The 25,150-nt window shown below is 46.5% G+C and carries 17 protein-coding genes; 8 read left to right on the plus strand and 9 right to left on the minus strand.

Annotation, left to right across the window (positions count from 1 at the left end):
• The first annotated feature begins 199 nt into the window (after positions 1 to 199).
• The 6 genes from AC5JL3_RS28880 (at position 200) to AC5JL3_RS28905 (ending at position 4,807) form a co-directional block, all read left to right on the plus strand.
• Complete coding sequence (locus AC5JL3_RS28880; RefSeq protein WP_496077725.1) at positions 200 to 1,153, plus strand: bestrophin family protein; 954 nt, start codon at positions 200 to 202, stop codon at positions 1,151 to 1,153.
• Positions 1,154 to 1,240: 87 nt separating this feature from the next.
• On the plus strand, positions 1,241 to 2,083 hold the full coding sequence (rsmA, locus tag AC5JL3_RS28885; protein ID WP_496077726.1) for a 16S rRNA (adenine(1518)-N(6)/adenine(1519)-N(6))-dimethyltransferase RsmA: 843 nt from the start codon (positions 1,241 to 1,243) through the stop codon (positions 2,081 to 2,083).
• Between the two features lie 2 nt (positions 2,084 to 2,085).
• On the plus strand, positions 2,086 to 3,093 hold the full coding sequence (gene ispE, locus AC5JL3_RS28890) for a 4-(cytidine 5'-diphospho)-2-C-methyl-D-erythritol kinase (protein WP_496077727.1): 1,008 nt from the start codon (positions 2,086 to 2,088) through the stop codon (positions 3,091 to 3,093).
• A 45-nt stretch (positions 3,094 to 3,138) separates the two neighbouring features.
• The gene (bchM, locus tag AC5JL3_RS28895; protein WP_496077728.1) at positions 3,139 to 3,825 is read left to right on the plus strand and encodes a magnesium protoporphyrin IX methyltransferase; all 687 of its coding nucleotides are present in this window, start codon (positions 3,139 to 3,141) and stop codon (positions 3,823 to 3,825) included.
• Positions 3,826 to 3,977: 152 nt separating this feature from the next.
• Complete coding sequence (locus tag AC5JL3_RS28900; RefSeq protein WP_496077729.1) at positions 3,978 to 4,382, plus strand: hypothetical protein; 405 nt, start codon at positions 3,978 to 3,980, stop codon at positions 4,380 to 4,382.
• Positions 4,383 to 4,429: 47 nt separating this feature from the next.
• On the plus strand, positions 4,430 to 4,807 hold the full coding sequence (locus AC5JL3_RS28905) for a DUF423 domain-containing protein (RefSeq protein ID WP_496077730.1): 378 nt from the start codon (positions 4,430 to 4,432) through the stop codon (positions 4,805 to 4,807).
• A 94-nt stretch (positions 4,808 to 4,901) separates the two neighbouring features.
• Here AC5JL3_RS28905 and AC5JL3_RS28910 read toward each other — a convergent pair whose 3' ends face one another.
• From AC5JL3_RS28910 to AC5JL3_RS28935, 6 genes are all read right to left on the minus strand, one after another.
• A complete protein-coding gene (locus AC5JL3_RS28910) occupies positions 4,902 to 5,096 on the minus strand; it encodes a hypothetical protein (RefSeq protein WP_496077731.1) in 195 nt (64 codons plus the stop codon).
• A 5-nt stretch (positions 5,097 to 5,101) separates the two neighbouring features.
• Positions 5,102 to 6,838 (minus strand): mechanosensitive ion channel domain-containing protein, encoded by a 1,737-nt coding sequence (locus AC5JL3_RS28915; protein ID WP_496077732.1) that lies wholly within the window; start codon positions 6,836 to 6,838, stop codon positions 5,102 to 5,104.
• Positions 6,775 to 8,214, minus strand: coding sequence for a sugar ABC transporter substrate-binding protein (locus AC5JL3_RS28920; protein ID WP_496077733.1), 1,440 nt, complete (start codon positions 8,212 to 8,214; stop codon positions 6,775 to 6,777). The genes AC5JL3_RS28915 and AC5JL3_RS28920 overlap by 64 nt, the downstream gene beginning before the upstream one ends.
• Complete coding sequence (locus AC5JL3_RS28925; protein ID WP_496077734.1) at positions 8,211 to 8,699, minus strand: GAF domain-containing protein; 489 nt, start codon at positions 8,697 to 8,699, stop codon at positions 8,211 to 8,213. Before AC5JL3_RS28925 ends, AC5JL3_RS28920 begins: the two co-directional genes overlap by 4 nt.
• 16 nt (positions 8,700 to 8,715) lie before the next feature.
• On the minus strand, positions 8,716 to 9,942 hold the full coding sequence (locus AC5JL3_RS28930) for a ligand-gated ion channel (RefSeq protein WP_496077735.1): 1,227 nt from the start codon (positions 9,940 to 9,942) through the stop codon (positions 8,716 to 8,718).
• A 158-nt stretch (positions 9,943 to 10,100) separates the two neighbouring features.
• Positions 10,101 to 14,540, minus strand: a complete 4,440-nt coding sequence (locus AC5JL3_RS28935) for a nitric oxide synthase oxygenase (protein ID WP_496077736.1) — start codon at positions 14,538 to 14,540, stop codon at positions 10,101 to 10,103.
• Positions 14,541 to 14,835: 295 nt separating this feature from the next.
• Between AC5JL3_RS28935 and AC5JL3_RS28940 the strand changes: the two genes are divergently transcribed.
• Positions 14,836 to 15,117 (plus strand): pentapeptide repeat-containing protein, encoded by a 282-nt coding sequence (locus AC5JL3_RS28940; protein ID WP_496077737.1) that lies wholly within the window; start codon positions 14,836 to 14,838, stop codon positions 15,115 to 15,117.
• 69 nt (positions 15,118 to 15,186) lie between these two features.
• Here the strand turns inward: AC5JL3_RS28940 and AC5JL3_RS28945 are convergent, their stop codons facing one another.
• Positions 15,187 to 18,792, minus strand: coding sequence for a WD40 domain-containing protein (locus tag AC5JL3_RS28945; protein ID WP_496077738.1), 3,606 nt, complete (start codon positions 18,790 to 18,792; stop codon positions 15,187 to 15,189).
• Positions 18,793 to 18,924: 132 nt separating this feature from the next.
• Positions 18,925 to 20,766, minus strand: a complete 1,842-nt coding sequence (locus AC5JL3_RS28950; RefSeq protein WP_496077739.1) for an AAA-like domain-containing protein — start codon at positions 20,764 to 20,766, stop codon at positions 18,925 to 18,927.
• A gap of 382 nt (positions 20,767 to 21,148) precedes the next feature.
• On the opposite strand from AC5JL3_RS28950, the gene AC5JL3_RS28955 reads away from it, so the two are divergent.
• Positions 21,149 to 24,019, plus strand: a complete 2,871-nt coding sequence (locus AC5JL3_RS28955) for a GAF domain-containing sensor histidine kinase (RefSeq protein ID WP_496077740.1) — start codon at positions 21,149 to 21,151, stop codon at positions 24,017 to 24,019.
• A 168-nt stretch (positions 24,020 to 24,187) separates the two neighbouring features.
• Here the strand turns inward: AC5JL3_RS28955 and AC5JL3_RS28960 are convergent, their stop codons facing one another.
• On the minus strand, positions 24,188 to 25,150 hold the full coding sequence (locus AC5JL3_RS28960) for a protochlorophyllide reductase (RefSeq protein ID WP_496077741.1): 963 nt from the start codon (positions 25,148 to 25,150) through the stop codon (positions 24,188 to 24,190).

The raw sequence follows: 25,150 nt of genomic DNA on the forward strand, positions 1-25,150 counted from the left end.
ATAATTGAATCAGCGAGTGAGGTTAAATTTTATGATCGTGGGCAAAGGGCGAAGGCATTTCCTCTGCCTTCTGCCTCTTTTGGGGACGATACGAAGGGACAATAAGCTCTTACCACTGCCATACAATTGGCATTAGCTCTAACACTGTCTCGCTATCATGGGTTAGTGGCGGACGGAGGAAAAGGTTAGGGGCGATCGCATGAGTGTTGAACAAGCGAGTTGGCTGAGAGTAGTTTTACGGTGGCGAGGTTCAGTCGCCCCCAAAGTGCTTCCTGGTGTCCTCTTATGTGGAGGATTAGGAATTTTTGTCTCGCTACTCGATCATTTAGGATTTCCTGTTTCCTGGCAGGGATTCGATATTGTTGTTACTAACGTTTCCTACAATTTGGTCTTAGGTTTATTGTTGGTTTTTCGCACGAATACCGCCTACGAGCGCTTTTGGGAAGGACGCAAAGCCTGGGCAAGTTTAACAGCAAATATTCGTAGTTTAGGGTACTTGATTTTGGTATCAATTGTTGAAACTGAGCCGACAGATCGAGAGAATAAAGTATCAAATCTTCGCTTGCTCACTGCCTTTGCTGTTGCTACCAAACTGCAATTACGATATCAGCCAGTCAATAGTGAATTAGAAGCTTTAATGAACCCAGAGCAGTTTCAACTACTCAAAACGGTTAAATCTACATACCTACAATTAATAGTTTGGGTTGGACATTACATACAGCAGCAATACAAACGAAATTTAATCTCTGCTAATCAACAAGCAACAATGAATGCTTTAAGCAACAATTTATTGGAGGCTATTACTACCTGCGAACGTATTGCATCAACACCAATTCCCTTAGCTTACGCAATATATCTCAAACGCTTGTTGCTAATCTATTGCATCTCGTTACCCTTTCAAGTCGTTGATCACTTACATTGGTGGACTAGCCCCATTTCTGCTATCCTAAGTTTCGTCTTACTGGGAATTGAAGAAATTGGCACAGAAATTGAAAATCCTTTCGGAGAGGATGCCAATGACTTACCTCTAGAAGAGTTTTGCGGGACGATATCGAAGAATATTGAGGATTTAATCGCAGCCAACAGTCAAAAAAACCAGGAAATGAGAGAGCCAAATCTAGAATTAGATTCTCAGCTCTCATCACTCAGATAGAAAGCTAATAGGCAATCCTAAATGAGCTGTGAAATACCTCCCCCTTGTCTCCCTTGCCCTCTTGCACGAATCAAATAGGCTTGCTATATGTCCCCTCAACCGCGTAAACAATTTGCTCAACATTGGCTGCGTAGCGAAAAGGCACTGAATAAAATTGTTGCAGCGGCTCAGTTGCAAAAGAGCGATCGCATTCTCGAAATTGGCCCCGGTACAGGCATTCTCACCCGTCAGTTATTACCTCAAGTTCAGTCTGTTGTTGCCGTTGAGATTGACCGCGACTTGTGTGAACTCTTAGTAAAAAAGCTCGGTTCCATTGATAACTTCTTACTGTTACAAGGCGACTTCCTCTCCCTTGACTTAAATACTCAACTTGCCTCCTTCCCGGCATTCCAGAAACCGAATAAAGTTGTTGCCAATATCCCTTACAACATCACCGGCCCCATCCTAGAGAAGCTGCTAGGTACGATTGCTCAACCAGCTACTGAACCATTCGAGACAATCGTACTCCTTATGCAAAAAGAAGTCGCACAGCGTTTATATGCTAAACCGGGTTCTAGAATGTTTGGTGCTTTATCCGTCCGGGTACAGTATTTAGCAGAGTGTGAATTTATCTGTGACGTACCTGCTAAAGCCTTTGTCCCCCCGCCTAAAGTCGATTCAGCTGTCGTGAGGCTGCATCCGCGAGTGGTAGAACCACCTGTCAATGAACCCAAGCACCTGGAGATGTTAGTGAAACTCGGATTTTCCAGCAAGCGGAAAATGTTGAGAAATAATTTGCAATCAGTCGTGGAACGCGATCGCCTCAACCACTTGCTGGAACAATTAGAAGTGAACTCTCAAGTCCGCGCAGAAGACCTGAGCGTGCAACAATGGGTAACTTTGAGTAACACCCTAACTTCCAATCCCCAGTCCCCCATCCCCAATCCCTAGCAATGCGTTCCTACTCCCTAATTGCCCCAGCCAAAATCAATCTGTATCTGGAAATTTTAGGCGATCGCCCTGATGGATATCACGAGCTAGCGATGATTCTCCAAAGCATAGAACTCGCTGACCACATCAATCTGCGGTCAATTAGCACAGATACAATCCGCATTCAATGCGACCATCCCCAAGTTCCTAACGACGAAAGCAACCTTGCCTACAAAGCCGTAAAATTGATGGCCGAGGAATTCCCCAATGTTTTTGCGCGGTTTGGCGGTGTTGAAATCGCTATCAAAAAGCAGATTCCTGTCGCCGCAGGATTAGCTGGTGGATCAACGGATGCCGCTGCTGTTTTGATGGGAATGGATTTGATGTGGCAACTAGGGCTAACCCAGCCGGAACTACAAGAACTAGCCGCAAAACTTGGTTCAGACGTACCCTTCTGTCTAGCAGGTGGCACAGCATTGGCGACAGGTCGAGGGGAAGCACTATCTCCCTTACCGGATTTAGAAAATCTCTATGTGGTGTTAGCAAAACACCGCAATCTGATGGTTTCAACAGTTTGGGCTTATCAGACTTATCGTTCTGAGTTTGGTCATACCTATATTCGCGATCGCGTTAGCTTAGTAACTCCGGAGGAGCTAGGATTACCGACATTAGGAGCGTCTGCCGAAAGCTTGGAATCTCGTGCAGCAAGGGTGCATTCCGGCCCAATGGTCAACGCAATTTTCAACAAAAATGCCTCGCAGATTGGTCAACTCCTACACAATGATTTAGAGAAAGTCGTCTTACCAGCTAATCCCCAAGTCACGCAGTTACGGGAAGCGTTTGAGAGTAGTGGGCCTTTAGGAATGATGATGTCGGGTTCTGGTCCAACTGTCTTTGCACTTTGTGAATCAGAAGTTCACGCGCAGGAAATCCAGCAGAACGTAAGAGCAAGGATTGCCGATCCAGATCTAGATTTTTGGGTGACGAAGTTCTCAAATCACGGTGTTCAGGTTGTCTCAACTGTCAATTAAGAACTAAAGTAATTAACTGTCCCGAATCCTTTATTAACATCCAATATGAACACTGTTGATGACAAAACCATTGTCAAAGACTATTTCAATGCCACAGGGTTTGACCGTTGGCAGCGGATTTACGGCGATGGTGAGGTGAACAAAGTTCAGCTAGATATCCGCACTGGTCATCAGCAGACAGTCGATACAGTCCTTAGCTGGCTCAATGCTGACGGGAATTTAGCTGATTTATCAATTTGCGACGCAGGTTGTGGTGTTGGCAGCCTCAGCATTCCTCTTGCACAAGCAGGGGCAAAAGTCAATGCTTCTGACATCTCCGAAAAAATGGTCAGCGAAGCTCAGGCAAGAGCGAAAGATAGCTTGGGACAGGCTGCTAATCCCACGTTTACAGTGCAGGATTTAGAGGCATTGAGTGGCAGCTACCACACCGTCATTTGCCTGGATGTACTCATCCATTATCCCCAAGACAAGGCAGCGCAAATGATTGCTCACCTGGCGTCTTTGGCAGAATCTCGGCTGATTCTGAGCTTTGCACCAAAAACCGTTGCACTCAGTCTGCTCAAAAAAATCGGCAGTTTCTTCCCTGGCCCTAGTAAAGCGACTCGTGCTTATCTCCACCGTGAAGCAGATGTGGTTAAAATTCTGGAAAATAATGGCTTTTGTGTACAGCGCAGTGCAATGACTCGTACTCGTTTCTACTTCTCACGGATTTTGGAAGCCACTCGTAGATAGCGTTAAAATCGGGGCAATATATAGCGGTTAGCCGTCAGCTATCAGCTATCAGCTATCAGCTTTTTTTCCTTGCTCTGTTTAAGTTTCACACACCTGCCGCTGTAGCTCATCCAACTAAAAACCGCTATGGACGACGTTAAGGTACCTCCACCATGAAACTACTTCAGAAGGTAATCGCGGGTTTCCTACTCGTGTTTGGCGTTCCTCTTTCGCTCGTTGCTGTCACAGAAATTACGAATCCTCAAACCTCGCCGCAGGATAGAGAGGACGCTTTAGCGGCGCTACTCATCCTTACTCTACCTGCGGCTAGTGTGGGAGGATGGGTAGCATGGAGATTGTATAAAGCGGGTGATAAAGAAACACGCGATCGCCTTCGATCTACGTTTTATCGGTTAGTCAAAGAAAACAATGGGCAGCTAAGCGTCCTATATTTTGCGATGGAAGCACAGCTATCCGGAGAGCAAGCTAGAGACTATCTGGATGAACGAGCAAAAGAGTTCAATGCAACATTTGAACCCCTTGATGATGGTGGCATTGTCTACCAATTCCATCTCTAGCTTTTGAAGTTCGAGAAATCTTTATTAGTTAGTTAAAAGCGCGATTAATGACTCGATTATTTTTGAGCGTAGCATCAATCTTGGCAGGTCTATCCGTTGCCGGGGGTGCCTTTGCCGCTCATGCCTTGAAAGAAAAGCTGAGTGAACGGGCAATAGAAATTTTTGAAACGGGTGCCCGTTATCAGATGTATCATTCTCTTGCCCTGTTGGTAGTGGCGTTGCTCTTAAGCCGTGCTGAAGCCTCACAAAGTTTATTGATAGCGGCGGGTTCTGCCTTTATCATCGGCGTTGCCATCTTTTCCGGCAGCTTGTATGCCTTGAGTTTCAGCGGCATCAAATGGTTAGGAGCGATCACTCCCTTAGGAGGAGTCGCTTTTATTATCGGTTGGGGCTGTCTTGCGATCGCAGCTTGGGGCTATAAGTAACCATTATTGACTCTCGATTTTCGTTATAGTAATCAGCAGTCAGCTTTGGGTCAAATCGGCTCTAGCTGGGGAACGCTCTTCTCCTGTTAATGTCCTAACATTTGTGGCGACTGCTATCTTCCAGAGTTTGAGTGCGCCAGTTGAGAAAGGTTAAAAAGCTTACTGTAGCTAGAGTGAGTGTCTGGTTACTAAAGGGAAAAGTGCGGATGGTGGCTATGCTGTAGCGGCTAAGTCGATGAAGCAACGCATCAACAGCAAGCGATGGTCTACAGAAGCTTATCAGTGCCATTCAAGTTAAGCTTCTTCTGCGCCGTCTAGCATGATTTGGGCGATCGCATCAAAGGTATTTGTCCAGGCTTGCTTGACTTCTTTCGTCCAACCTTCTTTAAGATACTGCTCAAAGGTTTGCAGCAAGGCAGCGCCAACTGCCGGATAATGTTTTTCGATTACCCCATAGCCTTTATGTTTGGCTCCTAAATCTTGCAGGATGGGAACTAAGCGATCGGGATTGCGGACATTTTCAACTAGAAGAACCAGCGCACTGAGCAGTTTTTGCTGCTGTTTTTCCATGTCGGTGTTGCTAAACATCGAGCGCAGTTCTGGGCTGTTTCTAAACAGATTGCGATAAAAACTTACTGAGAATTCAGTTGCATGAGGCTTAATTTTTTCAAAACTACTCTCAACTAACTCAACCTGAGTAGGGGCTTTTGGTTGTACGGGAGCAGTTTGTTGTAAAGCGATTTCTGGCTGTAACGGACTTGAGCGGGTTGGATGGCGAATCTGATCTTCAGGGGGTTCGACTGGCGCCCAGTCTTTTGAGGTTAGAGTCTTGGGGGAATGAATGGTAATATTCGTTGGGGTTTCCAGCTTAATGCCCTCTTCTTCAAAAGCTTTCCAGAGGTGGCGATGAATCTTGTCTCGAAGGCTGTTAATTGCCAGAGGGTCATCTGTCCAGAACTTGAGCTTGTAGAGAACTCCCTCCTGACCGAAATTGACGATTTCAACTTTTGCCGTCAAACTAGTGGCGATTTTGGAATTTTCGCGAGCAGCATTCACCAAAATGGCGGTTACGGTGTCAGGCGAGTAGTCATAGTCGAGCAGCACCTCGATCTTAAATCGAGCCATGCGGCTTCTGCGCGTATAAGAGGTGAGAGCTGCATTCCAAAACAGTTGATTGGGAATCACTAACTCTACGTGATCTCTGGTCTTGATCGTCGTGGCACGCAGGTTAATTTCTTCAACTCGTCCCATCTTGTTGTTGAATTCAATAATATCCCCTGGACGTAGGCTGCGCTCAAACAGCAGTATGATGCCGCTTAGGAAGTTGATCACAATATCCTTAAGACCAAAGCCGATGCCCACCGCTAACCCACCAGAGATGGCAGCGATCGCAGTTGAATCGAGTTTCAATTCACTAAACGCCACAAACAGCCCTAAGCCAATCAAAAAGTAACGCAGCAGGATTAGCAAAGCATCCAGCGTTGCTTCGTCTACGTGCAGGCGATTGAGCAGCAATTTACGTAAGAATTGCGCCAAACTGCTCACTCCGGCGAACCAGAGATATAGCCCAATCGATGCCGCAAATAAACCGCGCAGGGTGATGGTGGTTTTAGCAACTGTGAAGAGTTGGGTATCTCCCAACAGTGAAATGTCGCTAAACAACCCTATGAACTGAATCACGGCGTAAGTGATAAAGAGCGGCAGCAAAAAACCTACCACCAGCGATGCATGAACCTCTTTCCCACCCATCAATAGGACAATCGCCGCGATCGCCCGATAAACGACAAACAGAGAGACCAACGGTAAAAAGAATGTCGCGATTAAATTCAGGTTCCAATGCCCTGAACTGGGAAAAACTTGCACCAGTAGCCAGAGCGTTCCCCACAGCAGCAACGGAAACAAAAGCGCACGAGACAACTCAGTGCCAATTCTGACCCACTGGTAGGAGTGGAGTTGCAAAAAGGTTGTCACTCGGTGAAGCGCTGGCTGAAATTGCTGATGAAGCGATTTAAGCCGCGAGCGATCAACCATACTAATAACACCACAACAGTAAAGAGAACCATTTGTAACCAAATAAAAGGACGGCGCAGAATTTGCCATTGAATCCGAAATAGCTGAAGCAAGTAATCAGCTTTTGGTGTGATGTCAGTTTGTACATTGTTGCTACCTACTGCATTGGTTATTGAGGCAGACCCATTAATGACTTTACCCTCCGCAGATTGGTTAATCTGATTAATAAACTGACGTGCTCCCTCAATGGGAGAAATATCTCCCTGCATTACCTGGGTGTAAATCGCATTCCCATAATAAACTAGGCGATTGGTTTGATAGCGGAACTGAGCGATCGGAATTGGAAAACTGTTTTGGACTTGCTCGATCAAGCTCCGTCGAATCGGCAGGAGCCTTCGATCAACCAATACTTTGGGATTGATTGGGATAATGATCGCGTCTTGAGCCGATTGGAATGCCAACTGTTGTTCTCGACGGGTTACGAACTCCGCAAAGTCGAGTGCCAACTTTTTTTGGGCAGCCGATGCATGAACATTCAGCACCAGGGAATCCGTTACCAAGGCTGGAGAGGCACTATTTAAGTTGCCAGGTAATACGGCAACGCCCAATTGATTGCCCAGTTTTTTCTGGAACGCTGATAGCTCAAAAGTCCAGCAAGGAAAATACGCAACCTTACCTGTTGCAAACAAGTCAAATAAAACGTCGCGACGGTTATCTATATAAATATTTGGAGCTTGCTGAGCATTCTTGAGCCAAGAAAGCCAACGGCTCAACGAATCTTCCTCAAGCGTAAATTGGTCAATAGAATTAAAGAATGTACCGCCCATTGCACCAACTCCCCAAACACTATTCAAAAAGCTAGGGTCAATGGCAATCCCCTTACCCTGATTGGCTTGATCTAACACCGCTTCTAACGTTGTTGGTGGGTCACTCGTCTGGTCGCGGTTATAGCAAAGTGCTATGGTTTGAAAGCCAAATGGCACACCATATAAGTGTTTATTTTCTGTTCGCAACGATACCAGGGCTTTGGAATAAAAGTTGGACGTATCCAGGCTATATTTTTCTAAATCTTCAATAATTCCTGCTTCAATCAGGGAGGGCAGCACCTGATCGGGTACGATCGCTAGATCAGGTCCTAGCCCTTGACTCATTCGCTCTTTTAAAAAGGAGAAGTAATTGAGCAGCCCTTCGCTGGTATGAATCACTTCCACATTCGGGCGAACAGTCTGATAGTTCTTAATCAGAATTTCTATGTCTTGATTGGCGTAGGACGACCAGACTGTGAGCATTTGATGCTCAGAACTTACCGAGACTCCACTACAAGCAGACAGCAACACAGTTACAGCAACAAGCAGAAGGATGAAGATTCTCGCCGTAGAGAAACCAAAATTCTTCATGCTCTATATGTAGTTGCTGTCGCGATCGCAAGCTGAACTAAAGAGTGGTCTTCTTCACAGGCGTAATCGGTAAAAAACACTAAAATTCCAATGATCGCTTGCTCGTAAACAACTGGAAATCCAAATCCAGCTTTGACGTTGAATGCTTTCGCAATTTGGTTGCGAAGAAAGTAGTTCTCTGGCTGCGTAGAAACATCGTTAACCCACTCAGGCTGACGCGAGCGCCAAATTCTTCCCGGCAATCCTTGATCGATTGATAAAACGAACTGTTCACTACAGGCTCTAAATTTTTCAAGGGCATCCAGGCGATCGCTACTTCGGTTGGGATGGCAATACCAAAATGGACTGAGTTCGAGCAGTGTTGTTTCTGGATTTGGTATCCAAACTTCGCCATAGTCCCAATTAATCGCTTGGCAAACACAACTGAGAGCGGCAGCGAAATCAGGATGAGGCATTGAGATATCTGTAGAAACAGAATTAACCATAAACTCCAGGTATTGATCAAGAGTTCCAATTCACTGTGTAGAAGAGCAGAAAAACAGCACTCATGCAAGCAACATATAAAAGAGGATAAATCGTTCGGAAGTTTGCATTAAGTCTTTTGGATAGAACGTCTTTTTGTACATGCTCTTTCAAGTAGATGATTGTACAAGACATGATTAAACTCAGGATTAGGATGAGAACAGTCACACCGAAAACTGCATCGGTCAAAGTAATGTAATTTACAGCAGGAATTTCTCTGGCTAGAGCGAACTTGAGAGTAATTGTCGTCAGAATTAATATTATTGTCCCAAGGACTCGCGGAGCAGTATGAGGAGCCGTTTTAGTCGGGTCAATCCAGGTTACAGCAGCCGCAGCAACAAAAATGACAAATAGTGGGATAAAAAAGTTGAAAATGACGTATTGCGGTTTATGCTGAATGTGCATGAATATAAGAATTTGTGGAAAACTGACTTTGGAATCGAGACGGCTAAAGCTTCTCGTATTAGCATTCAGCTTTTTCAGCGACCAGCGTCCAATAATTTGCTGTGATGGGTCTGGGGAATTAAACTTAAACTCCCGAAGACTGAAGGCAACGGCACTGAGGTCGTCTAGGGCAGAATTAATAGCTAGAGTGAGTGTCTGGTTACTAAAGGGAAAAGTGTGGACATCTGCATCAAATTTCACCACATCATTAAACTGTTCGTAGACTCTTACCCAACCGTTAGAAGCAACCTGAACCGAACGATTTTGTGTTTCTCGCGGCTGAATTTCATTACCAATTGTAAAACTTGGTGACCAGATTTTTCCTAGTATCAAATCGACATCATTACCATTAAATTTTAATAGCGTATTTGTCTCTTTATTATTAGGTGTGAAAGCCAATCGACCGTCTTGCCACTCTAAAACAACTTCTGCTGATATGTTGTAGGTTTTCTCTGGTAGGTTAATCTGAGAAACGGTGTTTAATCTCACATCAACAAAAACAATGGTCGGCTTATAAGGACTGGGCTGACGCACCGAGTTTGATACTTCAGTTTGCCAGGAGGAGTTATTTACTGATTCTGTTTGAGCAAATTGTTCAGTGACTTGACTGACAAGCTTGAATTCCGGCTCTGATTTTGATGTAACAGTTCGATTCTGCCCTTCTATATTTGATGCATAAACCTGGTGGGCATGAGCGATGATACACCATACTATTGTCAGAACACAGACTAATATAAATTGGCAAAACCCAAGTCTTTTCATTCCTAATAGCAGTTTTTTCCCTGATGTGTTAGACAAAGATTAGTAGTGACGGATTAAAGAAAAAATTAGGCGAGTGGCGAATCTGCAAGGACATAATCTATCAAAAGATGTACAAGTTCAAAGTCAGACTCACCCTCGCCTAAATAGGCTTGCCCAGATTAGACTAAAACAGTCTGGTTTGGATCGGCAGATAATTGCTCTCTGGGCTGCTTCACCCGTTCCAGCCACTTTTCGGCTTTGGAGTAGTTATCTTTTTGCAACTGTTGGATGGCTTGTTTGAAGTTGAGTTGCACACCCCATACATCGGTATGGAAGCGTTTTTCTTGCTTCATTTTGTCGAAAAATTCAACGGCTTCAATGTGAGAAAGTTTGCCTTCATTTTTGGCGATCGCCAAAAACACCTCGAACACATCATCCGCCATCTTCGCGTCGCCACAAACGTAGTAATGACACTGAGGATGGCTGAGTGACTGCCACAAGGCTTGTGCGTTCTCTTGCATTAAGCCTTGCACGTAAACTTTCTTGTCGGTGAGACGGGAGAAAGCTACTTGCAAATCTGTCAACACGCCCTGATTTTGCCAGGTTATTAGTTGTTCGCCATACAGAAAATCACTGTGATTGCGACAGCCAAAGTAGAGGCAAGCTTCGCCCAAGGTCGTTCCCTGCTTCTGTAGAGCTTCCCGGTATTGCAGGAAGGCAATGAGTGGCGATACGCCTGTACCAGGACCAACCATCAACATCGGTGCTTGCGGATTAGCAGGGGGACGGAAGCCAGAGGTGCGAACCCCAATGCGAACTTTTGAGCCAGGTTGCAGTCCAGCTAGATAGTTGGAACACAACCCCTGACGAACTTTGCCAGCATCGGTAGTAATTTGCAGCACACCGATCGTCACTTGAATTTTGTCAGGATGCAACAACGGACAGGACGAGATAGAATAGAGGCGTGGCTTTTGCTTGGGCAGCACTTCCAACAGCGCTTCCAGCGTAATCGTTGCCGAAGGAAATTCATCAAACAAATCGGCAACACTCATGAAATTATCAGAGATAGTTTTCTTGAGCGTCACAGCATCGGGATTGTCCTCACCTTGCCGCAAAATCTCTAGCCAGACTTCTAGGCGTTGTTTATCTTGGGGATTCTGGGCAGATGAATACAGGTAAGTCAGCAGATCGTTGAAGGGTTCCCGTAATGATAGATCCAGTTCTTCAGAGAGCAGTTGACCCACGGTAGTCGGAACTGCGACAGGGGGCTGATCGTCGGTAGTTGTGCCGTCTGGATTGACGTAAGAAGCCGTGAAGTAGGTATTTGCTGTCACACCGATGCGATCGCACAATCGGTTCACCAGTTCGGGTGGATTGCAGGGATGAACCGCTACATGATCCCCTGTTTCATACTGCAAATCGGTTCCTGCAATATCAAAGACAATATAGCGAGTGGAACGGCTGCCGGGGATGACTTCTTGCAGCAGTTCATCGTTGGCAAGGATGGGAACTTCAACGCCGCGATCACCACTGACTTGCACAGGTGCAATAGTTGCCGCTTCTGCTTCGTTTAGGAAGGTAACGGTAAGTTTAGGAGCAGCAGAATTGGTCGCGTTACCTGTTGTTTCGTCTGCACCCAGCACACGGGAAATTAAGCCTAACCACTGCTTAAAGGTATCCGCCTGACCTTTAATTTCATCGCCTTTATGCATGGGGACAGCACAGTTCGCCCCGGCTCTCGTCAGGGCTTTATCAACCGCGATGCCAGCCGCGCAGAATTTTTCATACACCGTGCTGCCAATGCCCAACACGGAATAGTTCAAGCCGTCGAGCGCTCCCGCAGGCTGTTGTTTCACCCATTGCAAGAATCGCTTGCCGTTACTTGGCATTTCACCATTGCCGAAGGTGGAGGTGATAATCAGCAGCAACTTCTCAGAGGCAAGCGTATCAACAGGATATTCATCAAGTGCCATCACTTTAGGACGGAATTGCTGCAACTGACGAGCGGCTTTGCGGGCAAACCCCTCTGCGGTTCCCGTTTCAGAGGCATAGAGAATCAGAATGCGATCGCGCTTATCGCCGTCTTCATTCGCAACAGCCGTGAGCTTCTCTAGATCAATGCCATCTTCCACGTCCCAGCGATCAGCGGAATGGTGATAGGCAGGTTCCAAATAAAAATCGCGCATCTGGTGATGCCACACCGGACAAGCACTGCCACCTGTAGCAGGAACAACCCAGCCCCAATCGCCAGGACATTCACGTCCCGCTTTCTTTTCGCGTAAATCATGGGTTAAGAACTGGCGAGACGCGGTTTGGTGATCGACCATCGTCACCTTGGCTTTCTGGAAGGAGTGCAGGATAGCAATGTTGAGTTCTAAGGCAACGCGATCGCGCCACAGGGTTTGCTCCGAGCTAGTGTCCAGTTTCAGAACTTTGGCAATCTCCTCCATCTTGTTGTAGCGGTACTCATCCAGGAAATCGCGCATGATTTCGGTATCCATATACCAGCCATTGAACGGCATACAGCCATATTGGATACCGCCAATGTGAACGGAGAAGTTGCTGATAGCAGGAATGGCATACCAACGCATTCCGATGTCTTTGAACTCTGGAACAGTGGGATGCTCAATATGCACTTCCAGCACTTCTTCGCGCTGCCAGTGGTACATCTTCGGCTCCTGACCAGGAACCTCAATCACCAGTGGCAAAATGTCGTAGGCGCTGCGCGGTTCGGGGGGTTGCCAGCCAAATTTGATGATGGCGTTGGTCAATGCCAGGTTGGCTGGATCGCCCATTACACTACCATCGGGTTGCTCGTATGCTGCATAACGATACAGTTGCGAGTTCCAGAAGCGCGGGCCCCAGCGTTCTTTGGGTAGCTTGGGACGAAAGACGCTCATCGTAATCTGCAAATTCCCACCATTCGTCGCAAATTTGACGTGTTCGTGACATTCGCGGAACATTTCATCTGGATCAGTGACATGGCGGCAATCGCGTATCACCATATTGTTCCAGGCAATACGCCCGACACACTTAGAGGCATTACGCCATGCTACCTGCGCTCCATATGCTAGTTCTTCATAGGTGTGGGTATAAGTGCCAGTCGCTTTCACTTCCTCACGAATTTCTTTCCAGCGTCGCTCTTTGTCCTCCGGTTCCCAGGCTTGTTCTGATGAAATTAGATCGAGGAACTGCTTGGCTTTCTTGAGCAATCGCTCCTGGTTGAGCATGGGCAGCTTAACAACATTGATCACCCGATCAAGCAACGTTTGCCATCCTTGCCGTAGTTCAGGGGTAAAGTCGGGGAGATACCGTTCAAACAGAGCAAACATGGTTTCGCCAATGGCAGGATAGGCACAGGTTGGCACATCAGCGAAGCTATGAACCTGTCCCAAAAACCGCAGTTCTCGTAAGATTTCATCACTGCTGCCACTTTGCAGACAACGCACCAAAAACTCCAATGCCTGAAACAGGTGCAGTGAGAGATAATCCATGTCTGCCCGTCCAAAAATCGGCAGAACAAACGGATATTTCTCAAACAGAATTTGGTAAAACTCCATGCCCATCTGCTGCTTGTTCTGGCTAAACACAGACCAGGACTCTGCCATTTTTTGCAGCATTTCAGGAGGCAAAGCTTCGTCGTAGCGCCGGACTGCCTTTGCCATCGGCAGAATGATGTAGGTATTGAAGAACTTGTAGAGAGCCGAGTTTGCGCCTTTTTGCAAATCCTCGCGATCGTAGTCTTCCAAATAGGGGATAGACGGCAGCATCCACATCCACACTTGTCGCGCCTTCACCCAATGCTCAGGACGCATCCCTACATCGGCAAATAACCTGCCATAGTCTTCAATGGTGTCCAATCCATCCCCTTTTTCGGGTGGCACGCCCATCAGAGGTTCGCCCACTACTACTTGCGTGTCCGGTTGTAGTTGGTGGATGGCACAGTCAAACAACTCATAGAAAAAGTCGCTCATACTGTCGAGCGCTTCCCCAAACAGATACTCAAGCTCTGGCTCTTCCAAGAGCATCCGCTTCAGGAATTTCTCCATCTGCAATTCTTTCCACGCCCGCAGCTTGTTCCAGACATCCTTAACGATCACTTCGTCTTGCGGGGTGAGTGGTGTGGGCTGAGGCAGCTCAATCTCTACTGGTTCTGCTGTACCTTGAGTCCGACGACGAAAGCCATTTTGCCTGCCGAATACCATCACCGTGCTGCTACTACCTTCACTGGTACTTTCAGTCAGGCGGACTTTCAGCTTGAGTTGCGGGGCTTGTTCCCAGGTTGTAATTGGAAGCTCTAGATCGGCATTGCGATCATCGTTCAGGTATTCGTGGGTGGCAAAGGTCACGGTTCCAACATCCTGCCAGGGATGCGTAATATCTCCCTCTCGACAGCAAAACGTGATTGCGATCGTGCAATCCCCCTTGTTTTTCAGCTCCAGTAACCAAGTTGGCTGCATCCGAGCAAACAAATCTCGTTCCAACAAGGTTTCACCTTCATGAGAAGCAATTTGTACTCGGCACTTATACTTATATTGACTAGAAACAGGAAAATCAGTGGCTGACACTTCGGTCAGATGTATAATCCGCTTATTATTGAAGGTTTGAAGGTCAAGCATTTTATCGGTCGTAAAGAAGCAGAAGGATACGTAGAGTTGTGAACTAGGCACAAGGTTCACTGACGTACATCTTAAGAGGGATGACAGTCTTCAGTCTCAGCCATTTAGCGTAATTGTCTTGAGTAGAATTACTGAGACTCAAGAGTTTGGTCTAGATCAACAATTGTGCTGAACTAAATGGCATTCCTTGTCCAACAACACTATCCACGACCAACTCATAAACGACACGATGCTGTGTTGAGGTAGTCGAGCTTGATGAAAAAGGCAAGGGAAAGGTGGTGCGTACCTTCTATGCTTGAGGAACACCAACTTAAGCGGTGCAAACTTGAGGAACACCAACTTAAGCCATGCAAACTTGAGGAATACCAACTTAAGCGGCGCAAACTTGAGGAACACCAACTTAAGCGGCGCAAACTTGAGGAACACCAACTTAAGCAGTGTAAATTTGGCACAAGTCTATCTAACTGGTGTTGTACTGCTTCTTAGACAAGAAGCACAGACTCGCTTGAAGTCAGGAGGGGTTCATGGCATTCTAACTAGGCTTTATCTTCTTCATCTTTATCTACACCTCGATTAGCGCAGCAAAAGGTAATCGCTGATTAGAATTTAGTGCAACGGGGCTACGCCCTGGATGGAACGTTTTTAACTACTGTGCAACGTTTTGAGTTTTGACTCCATCACACAGATGTCTGTCCTCTTCCTTCAATTCGGCATTTGTTCGCAGATAATCCTGCACCCAATTGCATCCATACTGGAGGAAATCGAGCTGGAAAATTCGCTCTAAATTCCACAAAATTGCGGTTCTATCCTGACTTGCTGAGGCGATTAACTTCCCATCAGGACTAAAAGTAACTCCGAACACCCCATCGCTATGCCCCTTTAAGGTTTCAAGCGCTTTACCGTCGTATCTCCAAAGTTTGACTGTGCCGTCGAAACTTGCTGAGGCGATGATCTTGCCATCAGGACTAAATGCCACTCCGAATACCCCATTTTTGTGTCCCTTAAAGGCTCTGATTTCTGTCCCGTCGCGCTGCCAAAGTCTCACCAGGCTATCCATACCGGCTGAAGCGAGGGTCTTGCCATCAGGGCTAAATGCCACTCCAGCCACCTGACGGCGATGGCTTTTTAACGTGGAAAGAAGCCTGTAGCTGGGCTTTCCAGATGCGATTGCATTATCCCACTGCCAAAGTTTGACTGTGCCGTCCACGCTAGCTGAGGCAATGAGCTGTCCGTCAGGGCTAAATGCTACTCCGTTAACGTGATCGGTATGCCCTTTCAGAGTTGCCAATTGGGTGCCGTCAATCTTCCAGACTTTGACAGTTCTGTCCTCACCCGCAGAGACGAGTGACTGTCCATCTGGATGGAAATCAACGGCGAAGACTCTGCCTTGATGTCCAGTAAACGTGTGGAGTAAGGTTCCATCCAGTCGCCACAACCGGACAGTGCTGTCATAACCCCCAGTAGCAATGATGTCTCCCTTTGGGCTGAAATCTACTCCGAAAACTTTATCGGCTTGTTTGGGAAACGTGCGAATTAAGCTACCATCAAGCCGCCAAAGTTTAATAGTCTGATCGCGACTGGCGGTGGCAATTGTCTTACCATCAGGACTAAATTTTATGGTGTAAATCGAGGCTTGATGTCCGTTGAGAGGCTGGAGCAAACTGTCATCAAGCTTCCAGATTGCAATCGGACCATCCCAACTGGATGAGACAAGGATTTGTCCGTCAGGACTCCAAGCCACTCCAGAAACGGTATCCTTAGCGGCTGGCAGGGTTTTTACGAGAGTCCCGTCAAGCTTCCAAAGTTTGACTGTTCGATCAAGACTTGCCGAGGCGATTAAACGACCTTGAGGGTTAAAAGCGATTTTGCCTACTGCATCGCTGTGTTCAGTTAGAGTTTGGACTAACGTACCGTCAAGGTGCCAAAGTTTGACGGTTTTATCCCAACTCGCCGAGGCAATCAGATTTCCTTGAGGGCTAAAGGCAACGTCTCTAACTCTATCCGTATGTCCGGTGAAGGTGAAGAGCAGTTTACCGTCTGCACTCCAGAGTTTGATGGTTTTATCGTGAGAAGCAGATGCAATGGTTTGACTATCAGGGCTAAAGGCAACGCTGGCAACTTCATCCGTATGTCCGGTGAGAGTCAAGAGCAGTTTGCCGTCTGTACTCCAGAGTTTAATTGTTTTATCTTTAGAAGCGGAAGCAATGGTCTGATTGTTAGGGGCGATCGCTACCTCTGCAACGTCTTTGGTATGTCCTTTTAAGGTATGCCACAAGGTATAGAGCGGCTTTCCGTTTGGTGTACTCGTTTTGCGCCAAAGTTTAACGGTGTTATCTCCAGAACCCGAAGCAATTAGATCCCCTCTGGGGCTAAATGCGACTCCCCAAACGGTCTTGTTGTGCCCTTGAAGCGTTCCCACCTTTGTACCGTCTTTTTTCCAAAGATCGATAGTTTTGTCGGCAGAAGCTGAAGCAATGAGTTTGCCATCAGGGCTGAAAGTTACATCATTAACTACATTGTCATGCCCGGATAAGTGGTTATACTCAACTGCTCCATAAACAGCCTGATGGAGAGCCTGTTTAACTGAGTCCTCGATATCTGCGCCTGCAACACCCAACTTCTGCAATCGTCGCTGTGCTGTGATGGCTTGTACTAGTGCATCTAACTTTTGATTTGAGGCGAAAAGCGCTTCGGAAGATTTTGCGATCGCCTTTATCTCGCTTACAGAAGTTTGCCGATACTGAACATAAACCTGTACCCCCAATGCACAGGCTAGAATTAACGTCATACTTTCTACAAAAAGCAAGAACCGTTGCCGCCTGGAACTTTTTTTTTCTAGTGCTAATCTTTTTTGTTCCTCTGTTAATCTGGCTTCAACTTCTTTAGCCCGTTCTGCTTCCAATGCTAGCTGCACTTCTGTCCTGTCTAATTCTTCAGAAGCCGCTAAAAACTGATAATCCGAATTGCTCAAACTTTTTCCCTGCGCCCAGAGTTGGGCATCTTTGAGAGCTTGTCCCCTCAGAAGACGCGAAGCATCCTGCCGTTTTGAAGCTATCCAAGCATCGAAGGCTTGAGAGTAGGGGCGCACAGAAGCTAATTGTTCTTCTACCCATGAACAATCGAATACCTTCTGATAGATGGGGTTTTTCACCTTGAGAAAACCCTGCTGTCTCTCCACCAAACCCGACAGCAGAAGTTCCATTTGCTCTGGCGAGTCATCGGTTGGCACCCCGCCTTGGTAAGGGGGGGACAAGGGGGATTGCAATATTTGTTGATAGATGCCGAGTAATCTAGCAGCACGTTGGGAATTTCTCAAAATGCGATTGCCCGAAGGGCCCCGGCAAAGCCGATCACGTATTGTCCTCAAATGCTCCGGTTCATCCCTGACTTCCCAGTTGTCGATAATGCGCTCTTGCACCAACTGTTCCATCCAATGCGCCTCCTCTTCAGAAGGAATTACCCCCACGCGATTGGTTCCCATCAGGGCAAGCTGGCACAACTTTTGAGTTAAAAACGGCTGTCCCCCTGTCCAGTGCAAAATCTCAGCTAACAAGGCTTCCGGTTGACTAGCAATTTCCTGTAATCCTAGTATCAGAGGGATGGCTTCGTGTAACTGAAATCCCTTGAGTTCAATGGCTCGTCCGATGTTAAATGGCGTGCAATTTTTGTCAGCAATTAAATCTGTCGGTGTTGCTACCCCCAACAGGGCAAATGTTAGTCGTTTATAGGTTGATTTTTGGGCACGTTTGTTGTAAAAAGCTCTGATCAGAGCAAAAAAATCGTCAATTGGGAAACCTAAGCTAATTAAACTGTCAATTTCATCAATAAAAATTACGACATTTTGCTGAATTTCCTCTAGCAAAATGGTTTCGATAAACTCACCCAGGCGGCTGACTAGGGATAGATGATTGCGATCGCGCCACCAAGCTCGTATATTCAATTCAATCTGGAAACTTTTGGCTAGAGAAGCCACAACTGAGGCATACCACTGTTCTGGCGTCACTTCTTGAGTGCCAATGGCTGTTAGATCGATAACTCCGCAGCAAATGCCCACAGCTTGCAAGCGGTGCATCGTCTGCACCCAAAGCGAGGATTTGCCCATCTGCCGGGAGTTGAGGACGTAGCAAAACTCACTCCCAAGTAGTGCCTCGTACAGTTCATCATCAGCTTGACGCCTGACATAGCTAGGGGCATTTAGGGGTAGACTCCCACCAACTTGATACTCATAAGATGGACTTTGTGCTGTCAGCATGATGGAAGCCGTAGCTGAAGGATTGAAGATTGGCTAATTACCTTTTTAACATTAACAATTAGCCATCCTTCACCTGCGTTTGACATCACAGACCAACCAACAACTATAAAAAAATTGGCACTTATAATCCCCTCAAAGAGTAAGTTGGTACAGCGATATCGGTTCTTCAATCCCCTCGAATTGCCGTTGCCCTATTTCGATGGGTTGTAGGGGAAGATAACTTCTGACCGCTTCATACACTGTCTGGGAAATACCAACGCAACCGGGCGAAGTTTCAGCTTGTACGCGAGTGGCAATGTTAACCCCAGTTCCAGTGACATCAGCGTAATTGAAAATAACATCTCCAAAATGGATGCCAATTCGATAAGTTAGCCTCGGCTGAGACGTGGGTGGAGTTATCTGTATGAATGTCAGTTGAATCTCTTGAGCGCAATTGACAGCATTGATGGTACTAGGAAAGTAAAATAACAACCCATCGCCAAAAGATTTGAGAATCTGACCTTCATATTGCTGAGCTAATTGGGAGATGACCTGAAAGTCTCGATCAAGTAGATTCTGCGTCTGTTCAGAGTCAGCTTCCATCTTCGCTGCTAAGTCAACCGCATTTATAGAAACAATCGTACCGAGGCGGTGTTCTTGGATTAAATTCAACCGTAATTGACCCAGCTGATCGCTAAAATACTGACGATACAACTGACAACTGGGCACAACCTGGCTATCGAGGAAGCGCACGACACCCATACTTTGCAATTTAAAGGTTTGGATTGGATCTAATTTCACGGGGGTTGGTGACATCACAACCCGCGCCAATCCTGTCACCAAATCGGGATATTGTTGGAGATTCCACAATTGGCGTCGCAGATAATCGTTGTAAATACCGTCTTCATCCGTCGCAGTTTCTAATAGCTGCTCAAGCGTGATGTCTTGGCAACTAATGTGATGCAGCGCCTCCTGCACTAGATAAGGGTTCCCACCAATCAATCCCATCAGGCGTTCTACCTTCTGGGTTCCCCAATCCAGTTGATACCGAGTCGCTAAATCTTGTACCTGAAGCGGGGTAAACTCTGGCAATTCAATTGATAATCCAACATTAAAGGGAGATTGATTGATGTTGAGCGGGATATAAACTTCCGTAGAATGAACCACCACTAACCGCAGTTTTTGCCAAACCTCGCTACTCTTGTCGGCATACTTGGCTTTCTGATACCAAGTTCGGAGCAATCCAAAAAAGTCCGTGGCAATTTTGGGGTAATTGAACACCACGTCCACGTCATCTAATGTCAAGACGAGCGGAGTGTCAATTTCTGCTAACAGATAACTCTCGAAGTAATCGGTGCAGTTGTAATTGCTGCCAAAAACGTCATCCCAATACTCGCTCAACCGATTCGGTAGTCCCAAACTCCGAGAGACAACTGCACAGAACCACCGCAGAAATTGATTTAGAGTCGCGAACACATCGGCATCAGCCAGTTGCAAGCTCAACGTAACCGTCTTAAAATTGTGCGATCGCGCAGAGTCGAGAATCCTGATCATCAAAGAGGTTTTGCCCATAAGCTTGGGAGCTTTGATCCGAATCAAAGCCCCAGGCTGCAAAATGGTTTCATCGCAAAGCCGCTCAATAGGGAGACGCTCTACATAAAAGGGGGAATCTAGAGGAACTTGACCTTTGAGCATGACTCTAGAGCCACTCTCTAGATTGTCAGAGTCGGGATTGGTATAGTCATCAAGGGACAGAGTAAGATTAAATGCCCTGAAGTAAGACTCCAAAGTCTGCCGATCTACAGCAACTTGGCGATGTTGTACCTTGGCGATGGTATTGGGACTCAAGCCGCTCAGTTCACTTAATTCTTCCAAGGTGTAGGAATTGCCAGTATTTTCTTGAATTTCCCACTGGCGCTGTGCCCTTTGCAAGCGTTGCCAACCTTGAAGCGTGAGAACGACACCCCGCTTCCGCCGTGATGGTTGACTTCTCATTAATATTCGCTCAATCTCCTTGAGATCCAACAGGATTTAGCTGATTTTTTTTATTTTGGCAGCTTTCTACTCATAGTATTTGTCTTATTGAGCGATATGGATGTTAATTCGCTTATCTTGTGTGCTTATCTTGCAATCTTTACTTGAAAACATCTGACTACGGATGCAATCTAGTAGTAGTTCCTTTCAAGATTTGCATCTATCTTTAGAGGGTCTGCAAACATCTCGCTACAGATGCAATCTAATAGTAGTTTCTTTTAGGGTTTGCATCTATCTTCAGAGGGTCTGAAAACATCTCGCTACTAAAGCAATCTAGTTGGAGTTAATTTCAGAGTTTAGCATCTACCTTTAGATAGAGTTTTAGGTTTTTAAGATAATCAACATGATAATAGCGGAATTTTTTATTCCTCACGGACACTGCTATCTCTGGAAGCCTGAGTTAGTAGGGTTACATATTGTCTCAGATGCTTTGACAGCAGTAGCGTATTATTCAATTCCGCTAATGCTTACTTATTTCGTTGCCAAGCGGCGAGATGTACCTTTCAACTGGATTTTCCTGCTGTTTGGTGCTTTCATCGTTTCCTGTGGCACAACCCACATTATAGAAATCTGGACACTGTGGCATCCTGACTATTGGTTATCGGGTTTGGTCAAAGCCTTTACTGCCGTCATCTCTCTCTATACGGCATCAGAACTCGTTTCGTTACTCCCCAAAGCCTTGGCAATGCCTAGTGCGGCTCAATTTGAAGCCGTGAAAAACGAAATTCAAGAGCGCCTGCGAACAGAAGCTGAACTCCAGCAGGCGATCGCGCAACTCAAGCAGGAAATGGCTGAGCGTCAGCAGGCAGAGGCGGCGCTGCGAGAGAGCGAAGAACGTTTGCAGCTAGCGTTAGAAGGTAGTGCTTTGGGGTGGTGGGATTGGAACATTACCACAGGGCAAACCTATTTCGACTCCTATTGGAAGAGAATGCTGGGGTACGAGGTAGAGGAGATTGAGAATAATTACCAATCCTGGGAGCGGCTGATGCATCCACAGGATAAGCCCAGGGTAATGGAAGTGTTGAACGCCTATCTTCGAGATACGCTTCCCCTTTACGAAGTGGAATTTCGGATGCGCTCAAAGTCTGGGCAGTGGAAGTGGATTCTGAGTCACGGTAAGGTTTGCGATCGCGATGAATCGGGTGCGCCTATGCGAATGCTCGGTACACAAAAAGATATTAGCGATCGCAAACTTGCAGAGGAACGACTCAAACATAGTGAAGCTAACCTGGCAACAGCCCAAAAAATTTCCCATATCGGCAACTGGGAATTTGATGTACTCACTGGGGAAATCACCTGGTCAGCAGAAAAATTCCACATTCTCGGTCTTGACCCGACCCAACCCGAACCGAACTATACCGAACTGATCGAGAAGATTCACCCCGATGACCGAGAACCATTTCAACAAGCTACCTCACAAGCGCTGGCATTAGGGACATGCTACGAACTGGACTATCGAATTGTGCGCCCTGATGGTCAAGTCCGGTACATCCAGGGAAGAGGAGAGGCTGGTGTTAATGAGCAAGGGCAAGTGATTCGACTGTTTGGAACAGCATTGGATATCACTGAGCGCAAACGGGTAGAAGAAGCCTTGCAGGAGAGCGTACAACGAGAACGAGCGATTGCCAGAGCGATTCAAAGAATGCGCCAAACTTTGGATATTGAAACGATTTTCAGTGCAACAACAGAGGAATTGCGGCAGTTGATTAACTGCGATCGCGTCTTGATCTATCGTTTCAATCCCGACTGGAGTGGAGAGATTGTTTCCGAGTCTGTAGGGACTGGGTGGATTTCGCTATTGCAGGAACAAGCCCATAACCCGAATTTGGCACATACTAGTCTAGAAGATAATCGCTGCGCTGTGAAAAAATTCGATAGTGCCGCAGGATGCGATAGCGTTCTTAGTACTTCTTTCCCAGTGCAGGATACTCATCTGCAAGAAACCCAAGGCGGTGCGTACAGTCGAGGAACAAGTTATGCAGTAGTCCAGGACATTTACAAAGCCGGGTTCAACTCTTGTTACCTCAACCTCTTACAGCAATTTCAAGCCAGAGCCTACATCATTGTCCCCATTTTCTGTGGCTCTAAACTGTGGGGGTTGCTCGCGACTTATCAAAATTCTAGCTCCCGCCAATGGAAAACAGCAGAAATCAATGTGGTGAGTCAGATTGGCAATCAGTTGGGAGTCGCTTTGCAGCAAGCTGAATTATTAACGCAGGTTCAAAAGCAGTCAGAAGCACTGCGACAATCGGAAGCACGAGAACGAGAAAAAGCACAAGAGCTAGAGCTGACTTTGGGCGAATTGAGACACACCCAAGCTCAATTGATTCAAAATGAAAAGATGTCCAGTTTGGGGCAAATGGTGGCGGGAGTTGCCCACGAAATTAACAATCCCGTTAGCTTTATTAAAGGCAATCTTACTCCTGCCAGAGAATACTTCCAAGACCTGCTAAGACTGCTTGAACTCTATCAGCAAACCTACCCGAATTCCACACCAGACATTCAGCAGTTAGCGTATGAGATCGACTTAGATTTTTTAGTGGAAGATTGGTCAAAGCTGATGGACTCAATGCAGGTGGGAGCTGAACGCATTAAAGAGATTGTGCGATCGCTCAAAAGCTTCTCTAGATTGGATGAATCGGAGCAAAAACTGGTAGATATCCACGAAGGCATTGATAACACCTTACTAATTTTGCAGCACCGACTTAGGGCAGTAGGTGGGTGTCTTGAAATTGAAGTGATTAAAAACTACGGTCAACTGCCCCAGGTGACCTGTTACGCCAGTCAATTAAATCAGGTATTTCTAAATCTATTGAATAATGCGATTGATGCTCTGGAAAATCAATCGTCCCCACGAGTGATTACCATCAGCACATCAGTATCGGGCTATCAACAGTCAGTTCCCAACAACAAACAACAAATAACAAACTACGTTATCATTCGTATTGCAGACAATGGTTCTGGCATGAGTGAAAAAGTGCGCCAGCAAATATTTGACCCGTTTTTTACGACAAAACCTGTAGGAAGGGGCACCGGATTGGGATTGTCCATTAGCCATCAGATTGTAGTAGAAAAACACAAGGGTCGAATCAGTTGTATTTCTGCCCCAGAGAAAGGAACAGAGTTCATTGTGGAAATTCCAGTAACCTGTAATAGGTATGTGACCCACAACAGAGCAGAAGCTTCACTGCTTAAGCAGCTAATTACCACCTAACAAATCTTACATCCCCGTATGGTCATCAACACCATACATAGTTTATGCCTTAATCGTTGTTCCCTGCTCCTGTTCTTGCAGTTTTGGGGTTTTCCTTCTCTTTTGGGCGAGGAGCAATTAATCATACAGGCTGAGCGGCACGAACACTAACACCCAGCCCATGTCCCGTCACGCTAGCCCAACCAACTTGGCGCTTAGCTCCCACATGCGATCTCCTTTTTCATCATCACGGGCTTGGGGAGAGACTCTTTGAACAAACGACTTGCCATCTTTCTTCTGTCGATTTCCCCAACTCCAATAGGCACCCGATTGATTGTACTCAGGATCAGCAACCACCACCGCGACTCGCTCACCCGCTAACTCCTGAGACACGTATCCCCCCGTGATATTTTTCTGGAACCAGGGGAAGAGTTTCTGAAACAGGGGATAGTGGTTTCTAAATAGCGGCGTGTCAGCAACACATCCTGGGTAGAGAGAACTGAAGACGATGCCTGTTGACTCGTGATAGCGTCGATGCAGTTCCCGCATAGTCAGCACATTACAGACTTTGCTGTCCTTGTAAGCTTTGACGGGTTCAAAGTTCTTGCCATCAATCATCGAGATTGGCTCTTTAAATCCTTCTGTAAAACCCTTGAAATCGCCCAAGTCTGGACGTGGCGGAATCTTCCCGCCCAACTCGTCCGGATTATGCGTTACGGTTCCTAAAATGACGAGCCTCGGCTCCGTAGCTCCTGAATTCTTCAAATCCTCAAGCATGAGGTTACATAAGAGGAAATGACCTAGGTGATTTGTGGCAACGCTTAACTCAAATCCTTCTGGGGAGCGTAACGGCTCCTTTAATAAAGGCATATAGATTGCAGCGTTGCACACCAAAGCGTCTAGAGACTTGCCACTTGCCCTGAACTTATTGACAAACTGCCGAACGCTCTCCAAAGAGGCAACGTCGATATGCATGATGGTGTAGCTGTCTTGCGGCATTTCCACCATTTGGGCAACGTTTTGTGCCTTCTCTAAATCTCGACAGGCCATCACCACATGCCATCCTCTTTTAGCAAGGGCTTTCGCGGCGTACAAACCCACTCCCGAAGAGGCACCCGTGATTACGACCGTTGACTTCTGATCTTGTGCCAT

This window comes from Symplocastrum torsivum (assembly GCF_059505465.1).